Here is a 20664-nt window from a genome sequence, read left to right as displayed (position 1 = left end):
GACGTGCTCAGGGCGTTTTCAGCCTCGCACGTTTCAGGGCTGTTCTCGTAGAGCTGCCGGGCCCGTGATCCGGGAGGGATCAGCCTCGTGCGGCACGGCGGGTGCGGGCCGCGGAGCCCCGGCGGGCGGCGCCGCGCTGCGACGCGGCGGCTGCCACCTCGGGCGCGCGCGGCGCCGGGGCGTGCAGCTCGTACGCCACTTCGAGAGCCAGGGCGAACGCGGCCGGGTCGGTGTCCGCGACGGTGCGGGAGACGTTCCTGATCTTCATGACGACCTCCGGGGTCGGCTCGGGGTGAGCTCGGGTCAGCTGTCGGAACCACCGGCCCGGAGCGTGTCCAGGTCGGCCTTGACGGTGTTGATCGGGATGGCGAAGCCGAGACCGACGCTGCCGGCGGTCGACGAGGTGGCGTCCGCGGCCGAGTACATGGCGGAGTTGATGCCGATGATGTTGCCGTTCATGTCGATCAGCGCGCCGCCGGAGTTGCCCGGGTTGAGGGACGCGTCGGTCTGGAGGGCCTTGTACGTCGTCGTGGACGAGCCGGTGTCGCCGTTGAACTGCTGACCGCCGAACTCGAACGGCCACTGACCGCCGCCACCGCCCTGCTGCTGTTGCTGCTGGCCCTGGCTCTCGTCCGTGGAGACGGTGACGTCTCGGTCGAGCGCGGAGACGATGCCGCTGGTGACCGTGCCCGTCAGGCCCTCCGGGGAGCCGATCGCCACGACCTGGTCACCGACCTTGACGGCGTCGGAGTCGCCGAGCGTCGCGGCCGTCAGGCCGGACGGGGCGTCGTCCAGTTTGATCAGCGCGAGGTCCTTCTTGCTGTCGGTGCCGACGACGGTCGCGGTGTACGACTTGCCGTTGCTCAGCTGCACCTTGATCTGGGAGGCGCCGGAGACCACGTGGTTGTTGGTGACGATCTCGCCGCCGGTCGTGATGATCACGCCGGACCCGGTCGAGGAGCCCGCGTTCGAGGCCGCGCTGATCTCGACGATGCTCGGGCTGACCGACTCGGCGACCCCGGCGACCGTGCCCTTCTTGCTGGCCGGCACGACGCTGGTGCTGGTGCTGCTGCTCGCCACGGTGTCGCTGCCGGTCAGCTGCTGGAAGGCGTACGCGGTTCCGCCGCCCACGGCCGCCGCGGCTATCGCCACCGCGGCCAGCAGCGCCAGCGGCCCCTTGGCACGCTGTCGGGGAGCGGCGGGGGAGACGGGCTCGGTGAGGAGAGCCGTGGGAGCGGCGCCCGGCTGCGTCGGCTCGTACGCCGGCGGGGGCGGCCACTCCGGGTTCACGGAGGAGGTCGTGGGGTTCTCGGGAGAGGCGTACGGCTGCGCGTACGGCTGCTCGGAGTACGCGGACTGCTGGTGGTCGCCCTGGGGGTACTCGCCGCTGCGGCGGAAGCTCTCGGTCATGGATCAGACTCTGCAGCCCCACCATGAGAGCTCCCTGAGTGCTCCCTGAGAAGCCCGACAGAACCGCGTATGCCCGATATAAAGCCGTCGGGGCCGGTGAAACAGGGGGTTGCGGCACGGTGATGTCACGGAAGCGGCGGACGAATACTTGTCGGGCCGCTGTGAAGTGCGTGTACGGGGAGGTTTGCGGGCGGCAGGCTTGGCGGGTTCACGAACCTCACCCACCTCAGGAGCCCTGAGTGATACGTGCCCTGCGCAGCCGCCTGAGACGCCCCGGCACGGCGTTTCCCGCGGCCGCTCTCGCGCTGGCGCTGAGTTGCGCCGGTGCCGTCGCGGCCCAGCCCGCGACCGCGGCGGACGGCCCCACCGGGGGTCTGCCCGACGCGGGCCTCGCACAGCCCGCGAAGCCGGCCGCCTCCGCCGAGGAGCTGCGCGACCGGATCGTCGAGGCCGCGAAGGCGACGGGCGAGACCCCGGAGAAGGCCTCGCCCGGCAAGTCCCCGTTCATCATCGGCGGCGGCGAGACCACCATCGCGAGTGCCCCGTGGATGGTCCAGCTCGGCTACTCCGACCCGGCCACCGGCGACGGCTACTTCTGCGGCGGCACCCTCGTCGCCCCGAACAAGGTCCTCACCGCCGCCCACTGCGTGGCCGGCCTCGACTGGGTGGGCAACGGTGCCGTCCTCGCGGGCACCACCGACCTCGACGACTACACGACCGGCACGGCCGCGGGCGTGTTCCGCCAGTGGACCCACCCGCGCTACAACGCCGACACCACGCAGAACGACATCGCGGTCCTCACCCTGGACCGCCCGCTGCTCGACCGGCCGACGCTGCGCCTGGCCGCCTCCGACGACAGCACCCTCTACCGGCCCGGCACCACCGGCACCGTCTACGGCTGGGGCCTGACCTCCGGGGCCGAGGACGCCACCCTCTCGACGAAGCTGAAGAAGGCGAACCTGCCGCTGGTCGCCGACGCGACCTGCAAGAGCGCGATGGCGTCGGTCCTCGACGGCGACTACTTCGTCGCCGGTTCGATGGCCTGCGCGGGCACTCCCGCGAGCGGCGCCGACGAGGGCACGAACAGCCCCTGCAACGGCGACTCGGGCGGCCCGCTGGTCGTCGGCGGCAAGATCGTCGGCATCGTCTCCTGGGGCGTCGCGGGCTGCACCGCCAAGGGCGCCTACCCGGTGTTCACCAAGGTCAGCTCCTACACCTGGGCGGCCCAGCCGCGCATCGACGACGCCGACCTGTCGTACGACGGCCGCGCCGACCTGCTCGCCCGCACGCCCTCGGGCGGGCTCTTCCAGCAGAACAGCAAGGGCACCTCGCTCGCGCAGCGCGCCTACCAGGGCAGCGGCTGGCAGAGTGCCACCTGGGCCCTGCAGGCCGACCTGGACCGGGACTTCCACCAGGACCTGATCATCCGCGACAAGAGCGACGGCAAGCTGTACCGCAGCTACATGGACCACTCCCTCGGCGACTGGACCTGGATGCAGGTCAGCTCGGTCTGGGGCGGCTACAAGTCCTACGCGATCCCCGGCGACCTGACGGGTGACGCCCGCCCGGACCTGGTCGCGGTGGACGCCGACGGTTCGGTCTACCTCTACCCGGGCCGGGGCAACGGCCAGTTCTACGGCAAGGTCAAGGTCGTCAGCGGCGCCTGGAAGGGCGTGAAGGTCTTCGGCCGCGGCGACCTCTCCGGCGACGGCAGGCCCGACCTCCTGGTCCGCTCCACGGACGGCACGCTGTGGCTCTACCGCGGCACCGGCAAGGAGAAGACCCCCTGGTCGGCCCGCATCAAGGCCCGTACCGGCTGGAACTTCACCTCGTACGTCTCCAACGGCGACGTGACGGGCGACGGAGTGGCCGACGTCATGGCCCGCGACTCGGCCGGCACCCTGTGGCTCTACCGCGGCACGAACAAGGCGTCCGGCGACCTCTTCGCCACCCGCACCAGCCTGGGCACGGGCTTCAACCAGTACAACCTGCTGTTCTAGAACATCAGGAGCACGCGTCGGCCCTCGCCACCGAGCGAGGGCCGGCGTTTTGTGCTTTCAGGGGCGCCGCAGCCGGTGAACCGACCACCCGGTGGAGCTACCCGCAGCCACAGGAGCGCCGCACGACCAGCTGGGACGGGAACAGCTTCAGCCGCTCCCGCCGGGCCCCCGCGACCCGCAGCCCGTCATCGAGCACCAGATCCACCGCGGCCCGGGCCATCGCGGACCGGTCGGACGAGATCGTGGTCAGCGGCGGATCGGTCAGCGCCGCTTCCTTGATGTCGTCGAACCCGGCGACCGCCAGCTCACCCGGCACATCGATCCGCAGCTCACGGGCCGCCCGCAGCAGGCCGACCGCCTGGTCGTCGGTGGAACAGAAGATCGCCGGCGGCCGATCGGGCCCGGCCAGCAGTTCGAGGCCCACCTTGTAGGCGTCGTAACGGTTGTAGAGCGCCTCGAAGAGGCGGCCCTCCGTGGAGCGCCCCGCCTCGTGCATCGCGCGCCGCCAGCCCTCCACGTGGTCGGAGACCGGGTCACCGACGGTGGGGGTCTCCGCGACACCGCCGAGGCAGGCGACGTATTCGTAGCCGTGCTCGAGAAGGTGGCTGGTGGCGAGCTGCGCGCCGCCGACGTCGTCCGTGACGACCGCGACGTCGTCGATGGCCTCGGGCCGCTCGTGCAGCAGCACCACCCGGGCGTCCCACGCGTCGATCTCGGCGGCGGCCAGGTCGTTCAGCGCGTGGCTGACGAGGATCAGCCCCGAGACCCGCATGCCCAGGAAGGCCCGCAGATAGTGGACCTCGCGCTCACCGACGTAGTCGGAGTTGCCGACGAGCACCATCTTTCCGCGCTCGGACGCGGCCTGTTCGACCGCATGCGCCATCTCCCCGAAGAAGGGCTGGCGCGCGTCCGGCACGATCAGGCCTATGAGGTCCGTACGCCGGGACGCCATGGCCTGGGCGACCCGGTCCGGCCGGTAGGACAGCTCCTTGATCGCGGCGAGGACACGCTCGCGCGTGGCCGGGGCGACCGGCCGGGGTCCGTTGTTGATGACATAGCTGACGACGGCGGTGGAAGTACCCGCCAGTCGCGCCACGTCATCCCGAGTCACCTTGGCCACGCGCGGAGTCTACGCGGATGGACCTATCGCCGGGCAGGCCGTACTGCTTCTTCCTGCGCCTTCGCGGTCGTCTCCACGGCGGCCGCCGCGTCCGGGTGGGCCGTCTCGTCCGCATCCTCCGGCTTTGGCTGGGCCGCCTTGGCCTTCGTCTCGTCCGCCGCCCGGTCCGCCTTCTCCGGCGTAACGAATCGATAACCGACGTTCCGGACGGTCCCGATCAGCGACTCGTGCTCGGGGCCGAGCTTCGCGCGCAGCCGCCGTACGTGGACGTCGACGGTCCGGGTGCCACCGAAGTAGTCGTAGCCCCAGACCTCCTGGAGGAGCTGGGCGCGGGTGAAGACGCGGCCGGGGTGCTGCGCCAGGTACTTCAGGAGCTCGAACTCCTTGAAGGTGAGGTCGAGGACCCGCCCCTTGAGCTTGGCGGAGTACGTCGCCTCGTCGACCGACAGGTCGCCGTTGCGGATCTCCATGGGGGAGTCGTCGTTGACGATCTGCTGGCGGCCCATGGCCAGCCGCAGCCGCGCCTCGACCTCGGCCGGGCCGGCGGTGTCGAGGAGTACGTCGTCGATGCCCCAGTCGGCGGTGACGGCCGCGAGGCCGCCCTCCGTCACGACGAGGACGAGTGGACAGCCGGGCCCGGTGGAGCGCAGCAGCTGACACAGGCTGCGGACCTGCGGGAGGTCACGGCGGCCGTCGATGAGGATGACGTCGGCACCGGGGGTGTCGACGAGAGCGGGGCCCTCCGCCGGAGCCACGCGCACGTTGTGCAGCAGGAGGCCGAGGGCGGGAAGCACCTCCGTCGACGGCTGGAGGGCATTGGTAAGGAGCAGCAGAGAGCTCATCGCGCCCCACCTGCCTGGGTCGTCATACGGTCACGCATGGTTCGCTCGCCCATAACGTCTGGTTCCTCCTCGGTCCCTGCGAGGACGTTTGCGGCACTGCTTCGTAGTGCTTGCGGCTCCCGCGCCCCCGGGCGCCGCAACTGCGCGTTCACGGCGCATTTCTCATGCCGTTCTCGAACCGGAACCTCGTATACAGCATTCGTATACAACGCTCCAGAAAGCGCAAAAGGACCCGGGGGCTACGCTGCCCGAGTCCTCTGCCCAGCAGAATAGCCCACATGAGCCAAGGTCCGGCAGGTCATGTGACGCGATCTTTCATTCGTCCAGAACCTGAGACGGCGGAGAGATGTACGGAGAGTTCTCCGGAACGAACTCCGGAACGATCTCCGCGAGGGGCGACGCGAAGGTTTCTGCGCACCGCCGACGGTGTCACGATCGACGCCGCGTACCGGCCCGGAACCAACGCGTCCGACACCTCCGGTGACCTCGTCATCGTTGTCGCGCACGGCTTCACGGGCGACCTGGAACGACCCCACGTCCGGCGGGCGGCCACCGCCTTCGCGCGGTACGCGGCGGTCATCACCTTCTCCTTCCGCGGACACGGCGCCTCCGGCGGGCACTCCACGGTCGGCGACCGTGAGGTCCTCGATCTGGCGGCGGTGGTGGAGTGGGCGCGAGAGCTCGGTCACACCCGCGTGGCCACCGTCGGATTCTCCATGGGCGGCTCGGTGGTGCTCCGGCACGCGGCCCTGCACGCCAAGAGCGGCGAGGAGCACGAGGGGCGCACGGGAGCGCATACGGACGCGGTGGTTTCGGTCAGTGCACCCGCCCGCTGGTACTACCGGGGCACGGCCCCTATGCGGCGCCTGCACTGGCTGGTAACCCGGCCGGTCGGCCGCGTGGTCGGCCGCTACGGACTGCGTACCCGGATCCATCACCGCGAGTGGGACCCCGTGCCCTCCTCCCCGGTGGAGTCGGTTCCCCTGATCGCGCCCACACCGCTGCTGATCGTCCACGGCGACAGCGACGGCTATTTCCCGGTGGACCACCCGCGCATGCTGGCCGCCGCTTCCGGGGACCACGCGGAACTGTGGCTGGAGCGGGGGATGGGCCACGCCGAGAACGCGGCGGACGACGAACTCCTGGCCCGTATCGGGGAATGGGCCGCCGCCCACGCGGGCTAGCCTGGCGGTGTCCGTCACCCGTTTCTTCCACCGTTGATCGAGGACATCAGATGGCAAAGGGCACGGTGCGTTACTGGGCCGCCGCCAAGGCCGCCGCGGGAGTCGCCGAGGAGCCGTACGAGGCGCAGACCCTCGCCCAGGCGCTCGACGCGGCCCGCGAGCGACACCCCGGCGAACTCGTCCGCGTCCTGCGGCGATGCTCGTTCCTCATCGACGGCGACCCCGTGGGTACCCGCGGACATGAGACGGTACGGCTGGCCGAGGGCGGCACGGTCGAGGTGCTCCCGCCGTTCGCAGGAGGGTGACGGGACCATGAGCAACCAGCCGTACGAGGGGAACGGGCCGTACGAGGGGTACGACCCGTACCAGCAGCAACCCCAGCCACAGCAGCAGGACCACCAGCACCAGCAGGCCCCGCAGCAGCCGTCCGGGTGGACCGGGCAGCAGCAGTACGACGAGGCCGCGGCGCAGCAGCAGTACACCCAGCAGTGGGAGGGCCGGACCTGGGAGACACAGGTCCAGCCGCCGGTCGCGCCCGCCGCGGACACGGCGTATCTGCCCCAGCAGGGCCCGGGAGAGGGCGCGTACGGGGTTCAGCCGCCGCACGCGGCCCGGTACGGCGTCGTGGGACAGCCGATGCCCGCGGAGACCGGGGCGGGCTGGAACCAGGCCTCGCAGCCGCAGGGCCAGCCGGGCCAGGGTCAGCCGGGCCAGGGCCGGCCAGGACAGGGCCCGCAGCACGCCCAGGGCGCTCATCGGGCCCAGGACGGCCCGTACGCCCAGGCCGCCCACTACTCCCAGGGCGGGCAGCAGGCCGAGGGCGGCGGTAACCCCGTACCCGCGCCGGCGGCCGGGCCCGTCCCCACGCCCGCCCCCGGCGCCTTCGCCTCCGACCCCGCGTCCGCCTCGGGCTACGGCCCCGCCACGGTCACCGGCAACACCCGTGTGACCGACGCCCAGCGGGCCCGCGCCGAGGGCCGTTCGCCGGTCATCGAGCCCGGCGCGCAGCCTGCCGTGCTGACGGCGGTCCTCGGACTGCTGCTCGCCGGGGCCGCCGCGGTCGGGCAGTACGCGCTGGTCGTACCGCTGGTGATCCTTCAGGCGGTGACCGCGGCGGGCTGGTTCCGGCTGAACGGGATGTGGCCCGCCCGGCAGGGCATCGCACTGGCCTTCGCGGGTGCCCTCACCGCTGACGTGGCGCTGCTCGCGGCCGGGCGGGACAACGCCCCCGCCGCGATTCTCGGCACGCTCGGTGTCTGGGTCCTGCTGACCCTGGTCCTCCAGCTGCGCAGCCACGCCGGACCCGACGAGCGGATGTACGGCCTGATGGCCACGGTCGTCTCGGCGGCCCTCGCGATCGTCGCGACGGGCCACCTGGCGGCGGACGCGGACGCGGTGACGGTGGGCGGGGTGGCGGTCGCGGCGGCGGTTCTGGCGCGGGCGCTTCCCCTGCCGACGATCGCCTCGGTGGTCGTGGCGCTGCTGGCCGCGGCGGGGGCCGGAATCGCCGTCGGCGGGCTCACCGATCTCGGCGAGGCCGGGGCGGTTCTCGGGGCCGGGGCCGGCGTCTGCGCCCTGATCGGACACCGGGTCGCCAGTTACGACTATCCGTCGCGGTTCGTCCACTTCACCGCGGGAGTGGCCCTGCCCCTCGCGGCGGCGGCCCCGGCCGTCTACCTGCTGGGCCGAGCCCTGGCCTGAGGCCCCGGAACCGGGGCGCCCCCCTGTCACAGCTGATCGACAACCCACCCCGTCCCCCCGGCCGGAGGGACCGTCAGGGTTACCCTCGCGCTCAGGAGACCGCCTAGGTGGGGGAACACGGAAAACATGCGAGCACTGCGAATACTTCTGATCGTGACCGTCATCCTGGGCGGCCTCTTCGTCATCGCCGACCGCGTCGCCGTGGGCTTCGCCGAGGACGAGGCCGCGGACCGGCTGAAGACCAACGAGGGCCTGGCCACCACCCCTGACGTGTCGATCAAGGGCTTCCCCTTCCTCACCCAGGTGGTCGGCGGCGAGCTGGACGAGGTCGAGGTCGGGATCAAGGACTACGAGGCCGACACGAGCGGCGCGACGGGCGGCACCAGCGGCGGCGCGCCCGCCAAGATCCGCATCGACAACCTCAACGCCCGGATGCGGGGCGTCGCGTTCTCCGGCGACTACAGCTCCGCGAAGGCCGCCTCCGCCACCGGCACGGCCACGGTCTCGTACGACGAGCTCCTCAAGGCCGCGAAGGCCGAGCCCGTGGACGTCGCGACCGGGGTCACCGCCAAGGTGGTCGGTCTCTCCGACGGCGGCAACGGAAAGATCAAGGTCGAGGTGGAGGCCACCGTGCTCGGCACGAAGCTGCCCCGCCCGGTCTCCGTGCTCAGCTCGGTGAGCGTCAAGGGCGACACCGTCGAGGTGCACGCGGACTCCCTGCCCAACCTGGGCGTCCAGCTCGCGGAGGACCGGGTGCGCCTGATCACCGACTTCCGGCAGAAGATCGACGGCCTGCCGGGCGGCATCAGGATCGACAAGGTCGAGGCGGCCGACAAGGGTGTCGACATCGGGGTGAAGGGTTCCGACGTCAGCCTCGTCGGGTAGGACACAGGGCGGCCGGGACGGCCGGATGACGGACCGCCGAGCCGGCGGCGGCCTCCGACCACCGTCCGGGCGGCGTGCGGATCACCCGCGCCGTCCGAAAGGCGAGACGGACCAGTCCGTACAGCAGATGCACGAGTGATGTGACGAGGGCTACGGAGGCCCGCGGGGCGTGCGGGAGTTGGTTCCGCGCCCTCCGCATCCCACATCGCGGACGATCGCGTCTCAGCATGCGACACGCCGGTGACATGTCCGGCTTTCCGTCCCTACGATCGACGGCATGACGCAACAGGCGGACCTCACGAAGCGGCGGGCAGTAGACCTGTGCCGCGTCGCCGCCATGCTCTGTCGCACCTTCTGAGCGGAAGCGTCCGTACTTCCGCGAGCCGGGCCCTTCGACCTCTCTTGTCGGGGCCGTCCCCGCGCCGCGTACACCTCGCAGCCATGGCCGCCGAGCCCGTACGTGCCCCGCACCCCTCACTTACGCAACGCCCCGCCGCAACTGCCCCGGAGGAGAACGAGCATGAGCCGCAGCGACGTCCTGGTAGACGCCGACTGGGTCCAGGACCACCTGGACGACCCGAACGTGGCCGTCGTCGAGGTCGACGAGGACACGTCCGCGTACGAGAAGAACCACATCAGGAACGCGATCCGGATCGACTGGACCAAGGACCTCCAGGACCCGGTCCGCCGTGACTTCGTCGACCAGGAGGGCTTCGAGAAGCTCCTGTCGGAGAAGGGCATCGCGAACGACACCCTGGTCGTCCTCTACGGCGGCAACAACAACTGGTTCGCGTCCTACGCCTACTGGTACTTCAAGCTCTACGGCCACGAGAACGTGAAGCTCCTCGACGGCGGCCGCAAGAAGTGGGAGCTCGACTCCCGCGACCTGGTCGCCGAGGTGCCCACCCGCGCGAAGACGGACTACAAGGCCAAGGCCCAGAACACCGCGATCCGCGCCTTCCGCGACGACGTCGTGGCGGCCATCGGTTCGCAGAACCTGGTCGACGTCCGGTCGCCCGACGAGTTCAGCGGCAAGCTGCTCGCGCCGGCCCACCTGCCGCAGGAGCAGTCGCAGCGCCCGGGCCACGTCCCGTCCGCGCGCAACATCCCGTGGTCGAAGAACGCCAACGACGACGGCACCTTCAAGTCGGACGACGAGCTCAAGGAGCTCTACGCCGACGAGCAGGTCGACCTCGCCAAGGACACCATCGCGTACTGCCGCATCGGTGAGCGTTCCGCGCTCACCTGGTTCGTGCTGCACGAGCTCCTCGGTGTCGAGAACGTCAAGAACTACGACGGCTCGTGGACCGAGTACGGCTCCCTCGTCGGCGTGCCGATCGAGCTCGGCGCCAACAAGTAACCCTTAGGCCCGCAGTACTGAAGGACGGAATCGAAACATGTGTGGAGCGAAGGCAGGCGGCCCCGACGCCTCGACGATCAAGCCCGGTGAGACCACCATCCAGGGTCAGGTGACCAAGGACGGCGAGCCGGTGGTGGGCTACGTCCGCCTCCTGGACTCGACCGGCGAGTTCACCGCCGAGGTCCCCACCTCGGCGACCGGACAGTTCCGCTTCTACGCGGCCGAGGGCACCTGGACCGTCCGCGCCCTCGTTCCCGGCGGCACGGCCGACCGTACGGTCGTCGCCCAGACCGGTGGCCTGGCCGAGGTGGCCATCGCCGTCTGAACCGTCTGACGGTTCGCACCGTATGAACGGCCGAAGGGCCGCACCCCCGGGGGTTGGACGCTTTCCGGTACGGGGTGCGGCCCTTCGGCTCGCCCGCGGCGCTCCGGGGCCCGCGGGGCGAGCTTTCGCGCCGAGGGCGCTCTACGCTGGACGTATGTATGCGCGAAGGCGTCACGTCTACTTCGCCATGATGGGGACGTGCATCGGGTTGTTCGTGCTGGCCTGGGGCGTCGTACGGCTCTGGTCGGTCCCCGTGGCCGTCGGCATGTGCGTGGTGGCCATGCTGATCCCGCCGGTAGCGGCGATGACGGCCAACCGGCGCGGCCCCGACGACCGCTGGTGGGACGACCCCTCGGGCGACGCCGGGTCCGACGAGTGGTGGGACGAGCTGGACGGCAAGAAGCGGCCCTAGAGGCCGCCGGGCGACCGCCGGCTCAGTAGACGAGCGCCTGCGTGTCGTCCGCCAGTGCCTCCTGGACGAAGACCTGCGCGCCCGCGATCCGTACGCCCTGAAGGACGTCCTTCTCCGAGATGTCACGCCGGGCGGCGCACTGCGTGCAGAGGGTGACACGGCCACCGGCCAGGACCGAGGCGAGCAGGCCGGGAAGCGGGGCCGCGTGCGGGAGCTCGAACTCGGCGGCGCGGCCCGGCAGCGCGAACCACGCCGACTCGCCGGTCAGCCACAGCGAGACGTCCACACCACTGGCCACGGCGACCGCCGCCACCGTGAAGGCCTGCGAACAGCGCTCGGGAGAGTCGGCCCCCGCCGTCACTTTGATCACTAGCTTCTTCGCCATGCAGCGCATCGTAGGGCCTACCTCATGAAGAGCTCGGGTTCCGGCCCGACTAGAGTGGAAGCGGCTCTGTACTGCCCACCACCGCGTCACCCGAGGAGCACCCCGTGCTTGAGTACTTCTTCGAAGCTCTGCTGATCCTGGTCTGTGTCGGCGTTCTCGCCTTCACCGGGCTCGCCGTGAAGAAGCTGTACCAGGGCCAGCGCTGACCCCCACCAAGGAACTGCCGACCTCATGATCGAGATCCCGTCCGACCTGCACCCGGACCTCGTCCCCCTCGTCTTCCTGCTCGGCGACTGGACCGGCGCGGGCGTCCACGACTTCCCCGGCGACGAGAAGTGCAACTTCGGCCAGGAAGTCAGCTTCACCCATGACGGGCGCGACTTCCTCGAGTACCACTCGCACACCTGGGTCCTCGACTCCGAGGGCAACAAGGTGCGGCCGCTGGAGTCCGAGTCGGGCTTCTGGCGCATCGACAAGGACCGCAAGGTCGAGGTCGTGATGGTTCGCGACGACGGCGTCGTCGAGGTCTGGTACGGCGAGCTGGCCGCCAAGAAGCCGCAGATCGACCTGGTCACGGACGCGGTGGCGCGCACGGCCGCCTCGGGCCCGTACAACGGCGGCAAGCGGCTGTACGGCTACGTGAAGAGCGACCTCATGTGGGTCGGCGAGAAGCAGACCCCCGAGATCCCGCTGCGCCCGTACATGTCGGCGCAGCTCAAGAAGGTCGTCAGCCCGGAGGATGTCGAGCGCTGGGCGAAGGCTCTGCCGGACGACATGCCGGACGACGGGATCGCTTTCTTCAAGTAGTTCTAGACTTTCGGTGTGGTGAGCACCGGAAGCAGCACCGAAGGCACGGACTGGAAGAGCGATCTGCGGCAGCGCGGCTACCGCCTGACCCCGCAGCGGCAGCTCGTGCTCGAAGCCGTGGACACCCTGGAGCACGCGACTCCCGACGACATCCTCGTGGAAGTGAGGAAGACGGCGTCGGGGGTCAACATCTCCACGGTCTACCGGACCCTGGAGCTCCTGGAGGAGCTCGGGCTGGTCTCCCACGCGCACCTCGGGCACGGCGCGCCCACGTACCACCTCGCGGACCGGCACCATCACATCCATCTGGTCTGCCGCGACTGCACGAACGTCATCGAAGCGGACATCGAGGTCGCCGCCGACTTCACCGCCAAGCTGCGCGAGACCTTCGGCTTCGTCACCGACATGAAGCACTTCGCGATCTTCGGGCGCTGCGAGGACTGTGCGGCCAAGGCCGGCACCGGCGGTGCCGGGAAATAAAAACGGCAACCACTCGGTCGTAGGCTGTGTGGATATGAAAAGCCCTCTGCTGTCCCTGCCCGGTGCCGTGCCCGCCGAGGGCGTCGACGAAGGTGTCGCCGCCCACTACGGCGACCTGTTCCGTGAGCAGCGTGCCCTCGCCGAGGGCACCGGTTTCGTGGACCTCTCGCACCGCGGGGTGGTCGCCGTCACCGGCGACGACCGGCTCAGCTGGCTGCACCTGCTGCTCACCCAGCACGTCAGCGATCTTCCGGCGGGGCAGGCCACCGAGGCGCTGATCCTCTCCGCGCACGGTCACGTCGAGCACGCGCTGTACCTCGTCGACGACGGGACGACGACCTGGGCCCACGTGGAGCCCGGCAGCCAGGACGCGCTGATCGCGTACCTGGAGTCGATGAAGTTCTTCTACCGCGTCGAGGTCACCGACCGGAGTGCCGACTTCGCGGTCGTGCACCTGCCGGCCGGCTCCATCGCCGAGATCCCGGACGGCGCGGTCGTCCGCGAGACCCCGTACGGGCGAGATCTCCTTCTTCCGCGGGCGGACCTGGAGTCGTACGCCGCCGACGTCGACAAGCACGGTCCGGCGGTCGGGCTGCTGGCGTACGAGGCCCTGCGCGTCGAGCACCACCAGCCGCGGCTCGGCTTCGAGACCGACCACCGCACCATCCCGCACGAGCTGGGCTGGATCGGCAGCGCGGTGCACCTGCAGAAGGGCTGCTACCGCGGCCAGGAGACCGTGGCCCGGGTCCAGAACCTGGGCAAGCCGCCGCGCAGGCTCGTCTTCCTGCACCTGGACGGCAGCGAGGTCCACCTGCCGCCGCACGGCACCGAGCTGCGTCTCGCGGACGACGGGCCCGAAGGACGGAAGATCGGCTTCATCACGACGTCCGTACGGCATCACGAGCTCGGCCCGATCGCGCTGGGCCTCGTCAAGCGGAACGTGCCCTTGGAGGCCCGGCTGCTGGCCGACACGACGGCCGCGGCGCAGGAGGTCGTGGTCGAGCCGTAGGGCCGTGGGGCGGCTGGTCCCGGGGCGCCTCGTCGTGAGCGGCGGCCCCGGGGCTCACACGTCGAGCAGCACGGTGAACGGGCCGTCGTTCGTCAGGGAGACGCGCATCTGCGCGCCGAACCGGCCCGTGGCCACGGTCGCCCCCAGCGAACGGAGTTGGGCCACGACCTCGTCCACGAGGGGCTCGGCGACATCGCCGGGGGCCGCCGCGTTCCAGGTGGGGCGCCGGCCCTTGCGGGCGTCCCCGTAGAGGGTGAACTGGCTGATGACGAGGAGCGGCGCGTCGATGTCGGAGCACGACTTCTCGTCGGCCAGCATCCGGACGGACCAGAGTTTGCGGGCCAGTTGGGCCGCTTTCTCCTTCGTGTCCTCGTGGGTCACCCCGACGAGGACGCACAGTCCCTCGCCGTTGATCTCCCCGACCGTCTCGCCGTTCACGACGACGCTCGCGCCGTCCACCCTCTGCACCACCGCACGCATACGGACCATCATGCCGTGCGCCGGACCGGCCTCCGTACGGGGCCTTTCTTATTGATCCTTAACCGTCCATCTGGGGCCGATCGGGGGCACTCGGTCACATAGCGGCCACTTGGGGTGGCACGATGCTCACACGCGCCGGTCGAGGGGACGGTTGAGGCACATGAGCACACCGAGTACGGGGCAGTCACCCGGGTTCGTTTCACTGAGCCGGGGGGAGCCTCCGTCACCGCAGCCGTCACCGACAGCGGGGCGTCCGGTCACGACGCGTCCGCCCACCCAGCGAACGGACAGTCCGATGCCGGAGCCGGCGCCCGATCTGGGCCTCCTGCGGCTGCCCGAACTGCGCACCCTGCGGCGGGACGCGCAGCGGGACGAAGCCGATCTCAGTTACGTACGGCGCCTGTTGCAGGGGCGGATCGACATCCTGCGGGCCGAGCTGGGGCGGCGCACGGAACCTCCGAGGGGCCGGGCGGGCGACCGTGAGACCCCGGCCGCCGAGGAGGCGTCCGTCGTCGACCGGCTGTCGGAGATCCTCACGGACGCGCCCGCCAGGCACCGTTCGTCGGCGCGGCACCTGACCGTGGGGACGCCGCACAGCGAGGAGTACCGGCGGCTGGCCGCCGACATGCTCGCCGAGGTCGAACTGTCCGACCTGGAGGCGCGTACGGATCCGGAGCTGAACGCCGCGATGGGGCGGCTCGTGCGGTACGAGCAGCAGGTTTCGCGGCGGCGGCAGCACTTGCAGCGCACGGCCGACGACTGCAGCGCGGAGATCGCCCGCAGGTATCGCGAGGGCGAGGCCCAGGTCGACGACCTGCTCGTGTAGAGCGCCCGGTCAGGGTGCTTCCACGGGTTCGGCGCGGCGCGGGCGTGTGTGGGGGCCGGCCGCCCGGTCCCCGCGCGGGCGCCCCGTCCGGTCGGCGGCGCTCCGGTCGGCGGCGCACGAAAATCCGCACGACACCTGCCGGGCCGTATGCCTAGCGTGGGCGCATGAGTTCGCGCGAGGACATCGACGTACGCCCCGTCCGTGACGGCGAGATCCCGGAGTGGATCCGCGCGCTGAACACCGGGTTCCTGCGGCCGCCGAGCGTGTCGGAGTCGGAGGTCGCGGACCGCCGGACCTACATCGAGCCGGAGCGGACGCTGGGAGCGTTCGACGGGGAGCGGTGCGTGGGGACCTTCCGGTCGTTCCCGCAGGAGATCACGGCGGTGGGCGGTGCGACCGTGCGGGCGGACGCGATCTCGAACGTCACCGTCACCTCGACCCACCGCCGACGCGGGATCCTCACACGGATGATGGCCCGGGACCTCGCGGCCGCGAAGGAACGCGGCGACGTCGTGGCGACGCTGATCGCCGCCGAGTACCCGATCTACGGGCGGTACGGGTTCGGGGCGGCCACCTCGGCCGCCGAGTGGACGATCGACGTCCCGCGGGCGGGGCTCGACCCCCGCTGGGCCGGCCCTGACGACGGCGGCCGTATCGACCTCGTCGACGCCGACGACGTACGGAAGACCGGACCCGAGCTGCATGAGCGGCTCAGGCGGGCGCAGCCGGGCGCGATCGACCGGAACGAGCGGTGGTGGCAGGTCGCCACCGGCGCCGTGGTCCTGGACCGGGCCCCGTGGACCGAGCCCTTCCACGCGGTGTACCGCGATGCGCGGGGGGAGGCCGAGGGCCTGCTCACGTACACGGTGGACGACCGCTGGGGGGATGCGAAGCAGCCGCTCGAAACGGCGAAGGTCAGGGATCTGATCGCCGTCTCGCCGGCCGCGGAACGCGCGCTGTGGCAGTACGTCTGCTCGGTCGACTGGGTCACGGCGGTCAGGACGGGTTGGCGGGCTCCGGACGACCTGCTGCCGCATCTGCTGCCGGACCCGCGCGCGGCCGCCATCACCTCGCAGGCGGACTGGCTGTGGGTGCGGATCCTGGACGTCGTCGCGGCACTCGAGGCGCGTGCGTACGCGGCGACGGGCGCCCTCGTCCTGGAGGTGGTCGACGGGAACGGGCCGGCGGCGGGGCGGTACCGGCTGGACGCCTCACCCGAGGGCGCGAGCTGCACCCGGACCGGCGAGAGTGCCGAACTCACGCTGCCCGCAGCAGAGTTGGGGGCGCTGTGGCTCGGGGACCAGTCCGTGGTCCGGCTCGCGGCGCTGGGGCGGGTCCGGGAAGAACGAGCGGGCGCCGCCGAGGTGGCCGACGCCCTGCTGCGCACGTCCAGGCGGCCGTGGTGCCCGGACATCTTCTGAGTCCTGCTTCTGACTTCTTACCTCTGCTTCTGACCTCTGCTTCTGACGCCGGCCTGTGGCCGGGGCTTCCTCCGTTCCGTTTCGGTTGATCCAGTGGTGGGTTGATCTTGTGATGCGTCGATCCGTAGCGATTCAGTTGTGTTCCGGTACTGCCGTACGGCCGGTCGTTCTGTTCTGCCGTACTTCCGCGGACGTGGAACCTGTCCGCGGTGGTGCGGACCGACCGGGCTCCCGGCTCCCCTCCGGAAGGGAGCCCGGTCGGCCGGACTGCCGGACGGTGGCGCCCGATCAGCCGGACTGGGCGAGCAGCACCACGAGGATCACTGCCCCGATGCCGCCGATCATTGAGTTCTTGGCCTTGATGCCGACGGCGAGGGCGACGAAGGCGATGACGCCCATCACTCCGTACTTCACCTGGAGCAGTTGCTCGAGGGCGATGACGAGGGCGGCGACGACGATGGCGATGAGCGGCATGCGGTCCCTCCTTGGGGACGGGAGACGGACCCCCGCTGGGACCGATCCACCTGGTCGACGCTTGCGACTCTGGCGGCCAACCCCTGGGAAGTTTGACCATGTTGCTCAAGTTGGTGACCAACTTCAATGAAGTTATCTCCGCTTGGATGCGTCTCATAACCACCTTCTCTGTAACTGCCCAAAGATGGCGCGAAGTTGTAGTGTTTGGTCGTGGACCCGGAACACGTCGCCGTCAATGGGCGGAAGAGGTCACAACGGCCACAGAGGTCACACCGAGAGGTGGCCGACGAGCTGCGCAGCCGGATCAGGTCCGGTGAACTGCGGGCTGGAGAGCGCATGCCCACGCAGGCCAGGCTGGCCGACGAGTTCGGTGTCGAGCGCGGGACCGTCCGCCAGGCGCTGCGCATCCTGCAGACGGAGCACCTGCTGTCCAACGTGTCCAAGGGGAGCCCGGCGACCGTCGCGCAGGACGCGGACAGGGCCCTGACCGGGCCGGAGGCTCCGCCGCAGCCCACCATGGTGGCACTGGCCTCACGCATCACGGACGCCTTCTCGGCGCCTCACGTGGAGATCGACGCGCTGTGCCTGACGGCCGTCTCCCTCACGCTCGCGATGGGCGAGCCGTTGCGTCTCATCCACGAGGGGCGAACAAAACCAGCCAGGATCGACGTCCGGGTGCTGCTGCCGTCCCGCGACATCGACCTCGCCTTCCCGGCGGCGGTGGACGCGGCGGAGGACGGTGACCGGATCCAGCGGCGCTGGCTGGCCCAGCGCAACGCCCAAGGCCAGGTCCTCAGGCACAACCTGCTGGCGTTACGGGCGACGCACGGCATCGACGTACACGTCACGTTCCGGGCTCTGCCGTTCACGCCGCCGGTGAAGTTGTACCTGCTCAACGGGGCGGAGGCGCTCTTCGCCTACTACACGCTGTCGCGGCGCGGCGAGGAGATCGACCACGAGTACCTGGAGATGTACGACGCGGAGGGGACGCAGTCGATGCTGTTCCCCTTCGAGCAGGGTGAGGGCCTGCGGGCCATGACGTTCGTGGAGCAGTCGCATCTGTGGTTCAACGCGCTGTGGGAGACCATCAGCTCGGAGCTGGTGCTCACGCGCTGAGGTCTCCCACATGTCCGGTCCGGAGCTTCTCCGGATCCTCCGGTGGATCGTCCTCGCAGATCACGCCGCTGGTGCGGGCGGTGCCGCCCGAGCGGCCTGCGCGGGTCGTGCGGATGGTGCCGGTCCTGCGGATCGGGCGGTTCTCGCAGGTCACAGGGCCGGCCCCGCGAACATCAGGGCGAGGACGACGGCTCCGACCGAGCTGCACGTGGGGCTCTTCGTCTTGAGACCCACAGTGAGCAGCAGCAGTCCGAGGACGCCGCTCGGGCCGTACCGCCACTCGACGAACTGCTCGAAACCGACGACGAAGAGGGCGGAGAGAAGGGCTAGGGCGGGCATGGTGGATCCTCCTTCGGGTCTTGCGGGGGCGGGCGGGAGGAGTGCGATGGTGCTGTGGTGCGGTGCGGAGCCGTGGTGCGGCGCCGTAGTGCGGGAGTGAAGTCCTGGTGCTGGGGAGGTGCGAAGCCTTCCCAGCTGCCAACTACAGGCGAGAGGAGGTAAACCTTCCGCCATCTCCACCAAGTTGGCAACCAACTATGGTTAAGTTATCCCCAGTTGGTCCCTAGCTATAAACAACTTCCAAACAACTCCCCTTAGATGGGCCAAAGTTGTAGCGTTTGGTCGTGACCCAGGAGAACGTGGCAGTGAACGGCAGCAGAAGGCTCTCGCCGCAGGAGATCGCCGACATCCTGCGGGACCGCATCCGCGCGGGCGACCTGCGCGCCGGCGACCGCCTGCCCACGCAGGCCGAGCTCGCCGAGGAGTTCGAGGTGGAGCGGGGCACGGTCCGCCAGGCCCTGCGCGCGCTTCAGGACGACGGACTGCTCAGCAACGTCAGCAAGGGAAGCCCGCCCCGGATCGCGGAGGTCACCCCGACCCGGGACGAACCCCAGCCGACGATGGTGGGGCTGGCGCCGCGGCTGGTGGAGGCGTTCGCCGCGCCGCACGTCCGGGTGGACGCCGCGTGCCTCACGGCCGAGACCCTGATGCTGGCCCTCGGCGAACCGGTCCGGCTGATCCACGAGGGCAAGCTCCGTCCGGAGTCGATCGACGTCCGCATCCTGCTCCCCTCCCGGGACATCAACCTCGCCTTCCCCGTCTCGGTGGAGGTGCAGGAGGGCGGCGAGGACCCCGTCCACCAGCGGTGGCTGGAGATGCGCAACGCCCAGGGCCACGTCCTGCGCCACAACCTCAGGTCCCTGCGCTCCTCCCACGGCATCGACGTCCGGGTGACGTTCCGGGCGCTTCCGTTCACCCCGCCGGTGAAGCTGTACCTGCTCAACGGCATCGAGGCGCTGATGGCGTACTACATGATCGCCAGGCGGGAGGAGGCCGGAGACAGCGGCATGCTCGACATGTACGACGCGCTCGGCTCCAAGTCCCTCCTGTTCTCCTTCGAGGAGCGGGCCGGCCAGCGCGACGCCGCCTTCGTCGAGCAGTCCCAGAAGTGGTTCGACGCCCTCTGGGAAACCATCACGACGGACCTGACACTCTCCTAGTGACTAGTGATACGGCGCAGACTGAACAGGTGACAGCGGAGACAGAGAAACTACGAGAACTGATCAAGCTCGCTCGTTACGTGGCCTTCGACTTCGACGGGCCGATCTGTCGGCTGTTCGCGGGGCACAGGGCGGAGCTGATCGCCGACGAGCAGGTGCGGTGGCTCGGGGACCGGGGGCTGTACGGCCTGCTCACCCCGGCCGAGCGGGTTGATCCCGATCCGCATGTCGTTCTCCGCGCGGTGAACGAGCGTCACCCGGGCAGCGACCTGGCGGCCGAGCTGGAGGAGAGACTCACCCAGCACGAGCTGAGGGCCGCGGCTTCCGCCATGCCCACGGCCTTCGCCGATCCGCTGATACGGACCTGGACCGCCGTGGGAGCCCGGCTCGCCATCGTCACCAACAACTCCGCGCGGACGGCGTACGCGTATCTCGCCGGCCGAGGGCTCACCTCGTGCTTCGACCCGCATGTCTACGGCCGTACGCAGGAGCTCCACCTGATGAAGCCGGATCCGTACCGGCTCAACCAGGCGCTGAGCGCCATGGGGGCCGCACCTTCGTCCTCGCTGATGATCGGCGACGCCCCGTCGGACTACGTGGCCGCGCAGGCCGCGGGCACCCACTTCCTGGGCTACGCGCGTAACGAGCGCAAGTACGAGGCGCTTCGGAAGGCCGAGGTGGAGCCCGCCCACATCGTCACCTCGCTGGAGCCGGTGCTTCACCTGCTCAGGGCGCACCCTTGAAGCATCAGCATCACGAAGAGGAGCAGTGGCGCCCACCACGCCTGGCGCAGCTGTCCCGCTCGTACGGCCACCACGGCGAGCGCCACGAGCAACAGGCCCAGCAGGCCCAGTCTCTGGTGCACCAGCTCCGTGAGGATGAAACGGACCGCCATCCCGATCAGTTCGTAGAAAACCATTCGCCCACC

At 70.3% G+C, this 20664-nt stretch carries 26 protein-coding genes; 17 read left to right on the top strand and 9 right to left on the bottom strand.

Annotated elements, in window-relative coordinates:
• Positions 1 to 79: 79 nt before the first annotated feature.
• Together O1Q96_RS42700 and O1Q96_RS42695 are read right to left on the bottom strand one after the other, a co-directional pair.
• On the bottom strand, positions 80 to 268 hold the full coding sequence (locus O1Q96_RS42700; protein ID WP_269253210.1) for a hypothetical protein: 189 nt from the start codon (positions 266 to 268) through the stop codon (positions 80 to 82).
• A gap of 35 nt (positions 269 to 303) precedes the next feature.
• Positions 304 to 1410, bottom strand: a complete 1107-nt coding sequence (locus O1Q96_RS42695; RefSeq protein WP_269253209.1) for a S1C family serine protease — start codon at positions 1408 to 1410, stop codon at positions 304 to 306.
• Positions 1411 to 1649: 239 nt separating this feature from the next.
• Between O1Q96_RS42695 and O1Q96_RS42690 the strand changes: the two genes are divergently transcribed.
• Positions 1650 to 3410 carry a trypsin-like serine protease gene (locus O1Q96_RS42690; protein ID WP_269253208.1) on the top strand — a complete coding sequence of 587 codons (1761 nt, stop codon included), beginning with the start codon at positions 1650 to 1652 and terminating at the stop codon, positions 3408 to 3410.
• Between the two features lie 97 nt (positions 3411 to 3507).
• On the opposite strand, the gene O1Q96_RS42685 is transcribed toward O1Q96_RS42690, so the two are convergent.
• Positions 3508 to 4530 carry a LacI family DNA-binding transcriptional regulator gene (locus O1Q96_RS42685; RefSeq protein ID WP_217453979.1) on the bottom strand — a complete coding sequence of 341 codons (1023 nt, stop codon included), beginning with the start codon at positions 4528 to 4530 and terminating at the stop codon, positions 3508 to 3510.
• Between the two features lie 23 nt (positions 4531 to 4553).
• Complete coding sequence (locus tag O1Q96_RS42680; protein WP_269253207.1) at positions 4554 to 5372, bottom strand: winged helix-turn-helix transcriptional regulator; 819 nt, start codon at positions 5370 to 5372, stop codon at positions 4554 to 4556.
• Positions 5373 to 5650: 278 nt separating this feature from the next.
• Here O1Q96_RS42680 and O1Q96_RS42675 point away from each other — a divergent pair, with 278 nt between their 5' ends.
• From O1Q96_RS42675 to O1Q96_RS42645, 8 genes are all read left to right on the top strand, one after another.
• Positions 5651 to 6556: an alpha/beta hydrolase gene (locus tag O1Q96_RS42675; RefSeq protein WP_269253206.1), complete on the top strand. Its 906-nt coding sequence runs from the start codon at positions 5651 to 5653 to the stop codon at positions 6554 to 6556.
• 50 nt (positions 6557 to 6606) lie between these two features.
• Positions 6607 to 6861 (top strand): MoaD/ThiS family protein, encoded by a 255-nt coding sequence (locus O1Q96_RS42670; RefSeq protein WP_217453982.1) that lies wholly within the window; start codon positions 6607 to 6609, stop codon positions 6859 to 6861.
• A gap of 7 nt (positions 6862 to 6868) precedes the next feature.
• Positions 6869 to 8257 carry a hypothetical protein gene (locus tag O1Q96_RS42665; protein ID WP_269253205.1) on the top strand — a complete coding sequence of 463 codons (1389 nt, stop codon included), beginning with the start codon at positions 6869 to 6871 and terminating at the stop codon, positions 8255 to 8257.
• Between the two features lie 126 nt (positions 8258 to 8383).
• The gene (locus O1Q96_RS42660) at positions 8384 to 9142 is read left to right on the top strand and encodes an LmeA family phospholipid-binding protein (protein ID WP_269253204.1); all 759 of its coding nucleotides are present in this window, start codon (positions 8384 to 8386) and stop codon (positions 9140 to 9142) included.
• Between the two features lie 277 nt (positions 9143 to 9419).
• A complete protein-coding gene (locus O1Q96_RS44715; protein ID WP_356537092.1) occupies positions 9420 to 9500 on the top strand; it encodes an Ms5788A family Cys-rich leader peptide in 81 nt (26 codons plus the stop codon).
• A gap of 162 nt (positions 9501 to 9662) precedes the next feature.
• On the top strand, positions 9663 to 10502 hold the full coding sequence (locus tag O1Q96_RS42655; protein WP_269253203.1) for a sulfurtransferase: 840 nt from the start codon (positions 9663 to 9665) through the stop codon (positions 10500 to 10502).
• A 37-nt stretch (positions 10503 to 10539) separates the two neighbouring features.
• Complete coding sequence (locus tag O1Q96_RS42650; protein ID WP_033324392.1) at positions 10540 to 10827, top strand: DUF1416 domain-containing protein; 288 nt, start codon at positions 10540 to 10542, stop codon at positions 10825 to 10827.
• Positions 10828 to 10981: 154 nt separating this feature from the next.
• Positions 10982 to 11239 carry a DUF3099 domain-containing protein gene (locus O1Q96_RS42645; RefSeq protein WP_269253202.1) on the top strand — a complete coding sequence of 86 codons (258 nt, stop codon included), beginning with the start codon at positions 10982 to 10984 and terminating at the stop codon, positions 11237 to 11239.
• Positions 11240 to 11261: 22 nt separating this feature from the next.
• Here the strand turns inward: O1Q96_RS42645 and O1Q96_RS42640 are convergent, their stop codons facing one another.
• On the bottom strand, positions 11262 to 11624 hold the full coding sequence (locus O1Q96_RS42640; protein WP_269253201.1) for a DsrE family protein: 363 nt from the start codon (positions 11622 to 11624) through the stop codon (positions 11262 to 11264).
• A gap of 231 nt (positions 11625 to 11855) precedes the next feature.
• On the opposite strand from O1Q96_RS42640, the gene O1Q96_RS42635 reads away from it, so the two are divergent.
• The 3 genes from O1Q96_RS42635 to ygfZ are packed head-to-tail and all read left to right on the top strand — an operon-like array spanning position 11856 to position 13920.
• Positions 11856 to 12431: a heme-binding beta-barrel domain-containing protein gene (locus O1Q96_RS42635; RefSeq protein ID WP_269253200.1), complete on the top strand. Its 576-nt coding sequence runs from the start codon at positions 11856 to 11858 to the stop codon at positions 12429 to 12431.
• A gap of 15 nt (positions 12432 to 12446) precedes the next feature.
• Positions 12447 to 12911, top strand: coding sequence for a Fur family transcriptional regulator (locus O1Q96_RS42630; protein WP_269253199.1), 465 nt, complete (start codon positions 12447 to 12449; stop codon positions 12909 to 12911).
• Between the two features lie 34 nt (positions 12912 to 12945).
• The gene (gene ygfZ / locus O1Q96_RS42625) at positions 12946 to 13920 is read left to right on the top strand and encodes a CAF17-like 4Fe-4S cluster assembly/insertion protein YgfZ (RefSeq protein ID WP_269253198.1); all 975 of its coding nucleotides are present in this window, start codon (positions 12946 to 12948) and stop codon (positions 13918 to 13920) included.
• Between the two features lie 54 nt (positions 13921 to 13974).
• Here the strand turns inward: ygfZ and dtd are convergent, their stop codons facing one another.
• Positions 13975 to 14400: a D-aminoacyl-tRNA deacylase gene (dtd, locus tag O1Q96_RS42620; protein ID WP_269253197.1), complete on the bottom strand. Its 426-nt coding sequence runs from the start codon at positions 14398 to 14400 to the stop codon at positions 13975 to 13977.
• 160 nt (positions 14401 to 14560) lie between these two features.
• Here dtd and O1Q96_RS42615 point away from each other — a divergent pair, with 160 nt between their 5' ends.
• Together O1Q96_RS42615 and O1Q96_RS42610 are read left to right on the top strand one after the other, a co-directional pair.
• On the top strand, positions 14561 to 15226 hold the full coding sequence (locus O1Q96_RS42615; protein WP_269253196.1) for an RsiG family protein: 666 nt from the start codon (positions 14561 to 14563) through the stop codon (positions 15224 to 15226).
• Positions 15227 to 15390: 164 nt separating this feature from the next.
• The gene (locus O1Q96_RS42610) at positions 15391 to 16647 is read left to right on the top strand and encodes a GNAT family N-acetyltransferase (RefSeq protein ID WP_269253195.1); all 1257 of its coding nucleotides are present in this window, start codon (positions 15391 to 15393) and stop codon (positions 16645 to 16647) included.
• 288 nt (positions 16648 to 16935) lie between these two features.
• On the opposite strand, the gene O1Q96_RS42605 is transcribed toward O1Q96_RS42610, so the two are convergent.
• Positions 16936 to 17121, bottom strand: coding sequence for a hypothetical protein (locus O1Q96_RS42605; protein WP_269253194.1), 186 nt, complete (start codon positions 17119 to 17121; stop codon positions 16936 to 16938).
• 204 nt (positions 17122 to 17325) lie between these two features.
• Here O1Q96_RS42605 and O1Q96_RS42600 point away from each other — a divergent pair, with 204 nt between their 5' ends.
• Positions 17326 to 18237 carry a winged helix-turn-helix domain-containing protein gene (locus tag O1Q96_RS42600; protein WP_269253193.1) on the top strand — a complete coding sequence of 304 codons (912 nt, stop codon included), beginning with the start codon at positions 17326 to 17328 and terminating at the stop codon, positions 18235 to 18237.
• Between the two features lie 150 nt (positions 18238 to 18387).
• On the opposite strand, the gene O1Q96_RS42595 is transcribed toward O1Q96_RS42600, so the two are convergent.
• Positions 18388 to 18576, bottom strand: a complete 189-nt coding sequence (locus O1Q96_RS42595; protein ID WP_269253192.1) for a hypothetical protein — start codon at positions 18574 to 18576, stop codon at positions 18388 to 18390.
• Positions 18577 to 18854: 278 nt separating this feature from the next.
• Here O1Q96_RS42595 and O1Q96_RS42590 point away from each other — a divergent pair, with 278 nt between their 5' ends.
• Together O1Q96_RS42590 and O1Q96_RS42585 are read left to right on the top strand one after the other, a co-directional pair.
• On the top strand, positions 18855 to 19736 hold the full coding sequence (locus O1Q96_RS42590; protein WP_269253191.1) for a GntR family transcriptional regulator: 882 nt from the start codon (positions 18855 to 18857) through the stop codon (positions 19734 to 19736).
• The gene (locus tag O1Q96_RS42585) at positions 19685 to 20479 is read left to right on the top strand and encodes an HAD family hydrolase (RefSeq protein ID WP_269253190.1); all 795 of its coding nucleotides are present in this window, start codon (positions 19685 to 19687) and stop codon (positions 20477 to 20479) included. Before O1Q96_RS42590 ends, O1Q96_RS42585 begins: the two co-directional genes overlap by 52 nt.
• Here the strand turns inward: O1Q96_RS42585 and O1Q96_RS42580 are convergent.
• Entirely contained in the window at positions 20455 to 20655 is a 201-nt protein-coding gene (locus tag O1Q96_RS42580) for a hypothetical protein (RefSeq protein ID WP_269253189.1), read from the bottom strand. The genes O1Q96_RS42585 and O1Q96_RS42580 overlap by 25 nt on opposite strands.
• Between the last annotated feature and the right edge of the window lie 9 nt (positions 20656 to 20664).

The sequence above is a fragment of the Streptomyces aurantiacus genome (assembly GCF_027107535.1).
GTDB lineage: Bacteria > Actinomycetota > Actinomycetes > Streptomycetales > Streptomycetaceae > Streptomyces.
The sequence above is the reverse complement of the archived record's forward strand: the minus strand, read 5'-3'. Positions and strand labels throughout refer to the sequence as shown.

What these genes read in the sequence shown, in the direction of transcription:
- O1Q96_RS42605 (WP_269253194.1), bottom strand. Translation starts at nt 17,121, where the DNA reads ATGCCGCTCATCGCCATCGTCGTCGCCGCCCTCGTCATCGCCCTCGAG.
- O1Q96_RS44715 (WP_356537092.1), top strand. Translation starts at nt 9,420, where the DNA reads ATGACGCAACAGGCGGACCTCACGAAGCGGCGGGCAGTAGACCTGTGC.
- O1Q96_RS42695 (WP_269253209.1), bottom strand. Translation starts at nt 1,410, where the DNA reads ATGACCGAGAGCTTCCGCCGCAGCGGCGAGTACCCCCAGGGCGACCAC.
- O1Q96_RS42680 (WP_269253207.1), bottom strand. Translation starts at nt 5,372, where the DNA reads ATGAGCTCTCTGCTGCTCCTTACCAATGCCCTCCAGCCGTCGACGGAG.
- O1Q96_RS42635 (WP_269253200.1), top strand. Translation starts at nt 11,856, where the DNA reads ATGATCGAGATCCCGTCCGACCTGCACCCGGACCTCGTCCCCCTCGTC.
- dtd (WP_269253197.1), bottom strand. Translation starts at nt 14,400, where the DNA reads ATGCGTGCGGTGGTGCAGAGGGTGGACGGCGCGAGCGTCGTCGTGAAC.
- O1Q96_RS42645 (WP_269253202.1), top strand. Translation starts at nt 10,982, where the DNA reads ATGTATGCGCGAAGGCGTCACGTCTACTTCGCCATGATGGGGACGTGC.
- O1Q96_RS42615 (WP_269253196.1), top strand. Translation starts at nt 14,561, where the DNA reads ATGAGCACACCGAGTACGGGGCAGTCACCCGGGTTCGTTTCACTGAGC.
- O1Q96_RS42650 (WP_033324392.1), top strand. Translation starts at nt 10,540, where the DNA reads ATGTGTGGAGCGAAGGCAGGCGGCCCCGACGCCTCGACGATCAAGCCC.
- O1Q96_RS42580 (WP_269253189.1), bottom strand. Translation starts at nt 20,655, where the DNA reads ATGGTTTTCTACGAACTGATCGGGATGGCGGTCCGTTTCATCCTCACG.
- O1Q96_RS42665 (WP_269253205.1), top strand. Translation starts at nt 6,869, where the DNA reads ATGAGCAACCAGCCGTACGAGGGGAACGGGCCGTACGAGGGGTACGAC.
- O1Q96_RS42675 (WP_269253206.1), top strand. Translation starts at nt 5,651, where the DNA reads ATGAGCCAAGGTCCGGCAGGTCATGTGACGCGATCTTTCATTCGTCCA.
- O1Q96_RS42655 (WP_269253203.1), top strand. Translation starts at nt 9,663, where the DNA reads ATGAGCCGCAGCGACGTCCTGGTAGACGCCGACTGGGTCCAGGACCAC.
- O1Q96_RS42660 (WP_269253204.1), top strand. Translation starts at nt 8,384, where the DNA reads ATGCGAGCACTGCGAATACTTCTGATCGTGACCGTCATCCTGGGCGGC.
- O1Q96_RS42610 (WP_269253195.1), top strand. Translation starts at nt 15,391, where the DNA reads ATGAGTTCGCGCGAGGACATCGACGTACGCCCCGTCCGTGACGGCGAG.
- O1Q96_RS42640 (WP_269253201.1), bottom strand. Translation starts at nt 11,624, where the DNA reads ATGGCGAAGAAGCTAGTGATCAAAGTGACGGCGGGGGCCGACTCTCCC.
- O1Q96_RS42700 (WP_269253210.1), bottom strand. Translation starts at nt 268, where the DNA reads ATGAAGATCAGGAACGTCTCCCGCACCGTCGCGGACACCGACCCGGCC.
- O1Q96_RS42595 (WP_269253192.1), bottom strand. Translation starts at nt 18,576, where the DNA reads ATGCCCGCCCTAGCCCTTCTCTCCGCCCTCTTCGTCGTCGGTTTCGAG.
- ygfZ (WP_269253198.1), top strand. Translation starts at nt 12,946, where the DNA reads ATGAAAAGCCCTCTGCTGTCCCTGCCCGGTGCCGTGCCCGCCGAGGGC.
- O1Q96_RS42670 (WP_217453982.1), top strand. Translation starts at nt 6,607, where the DNA reads ATGGCAAAGGGCACGGTGCGTTACTGGGCCGCCGCCAAGGCCGCCGCG.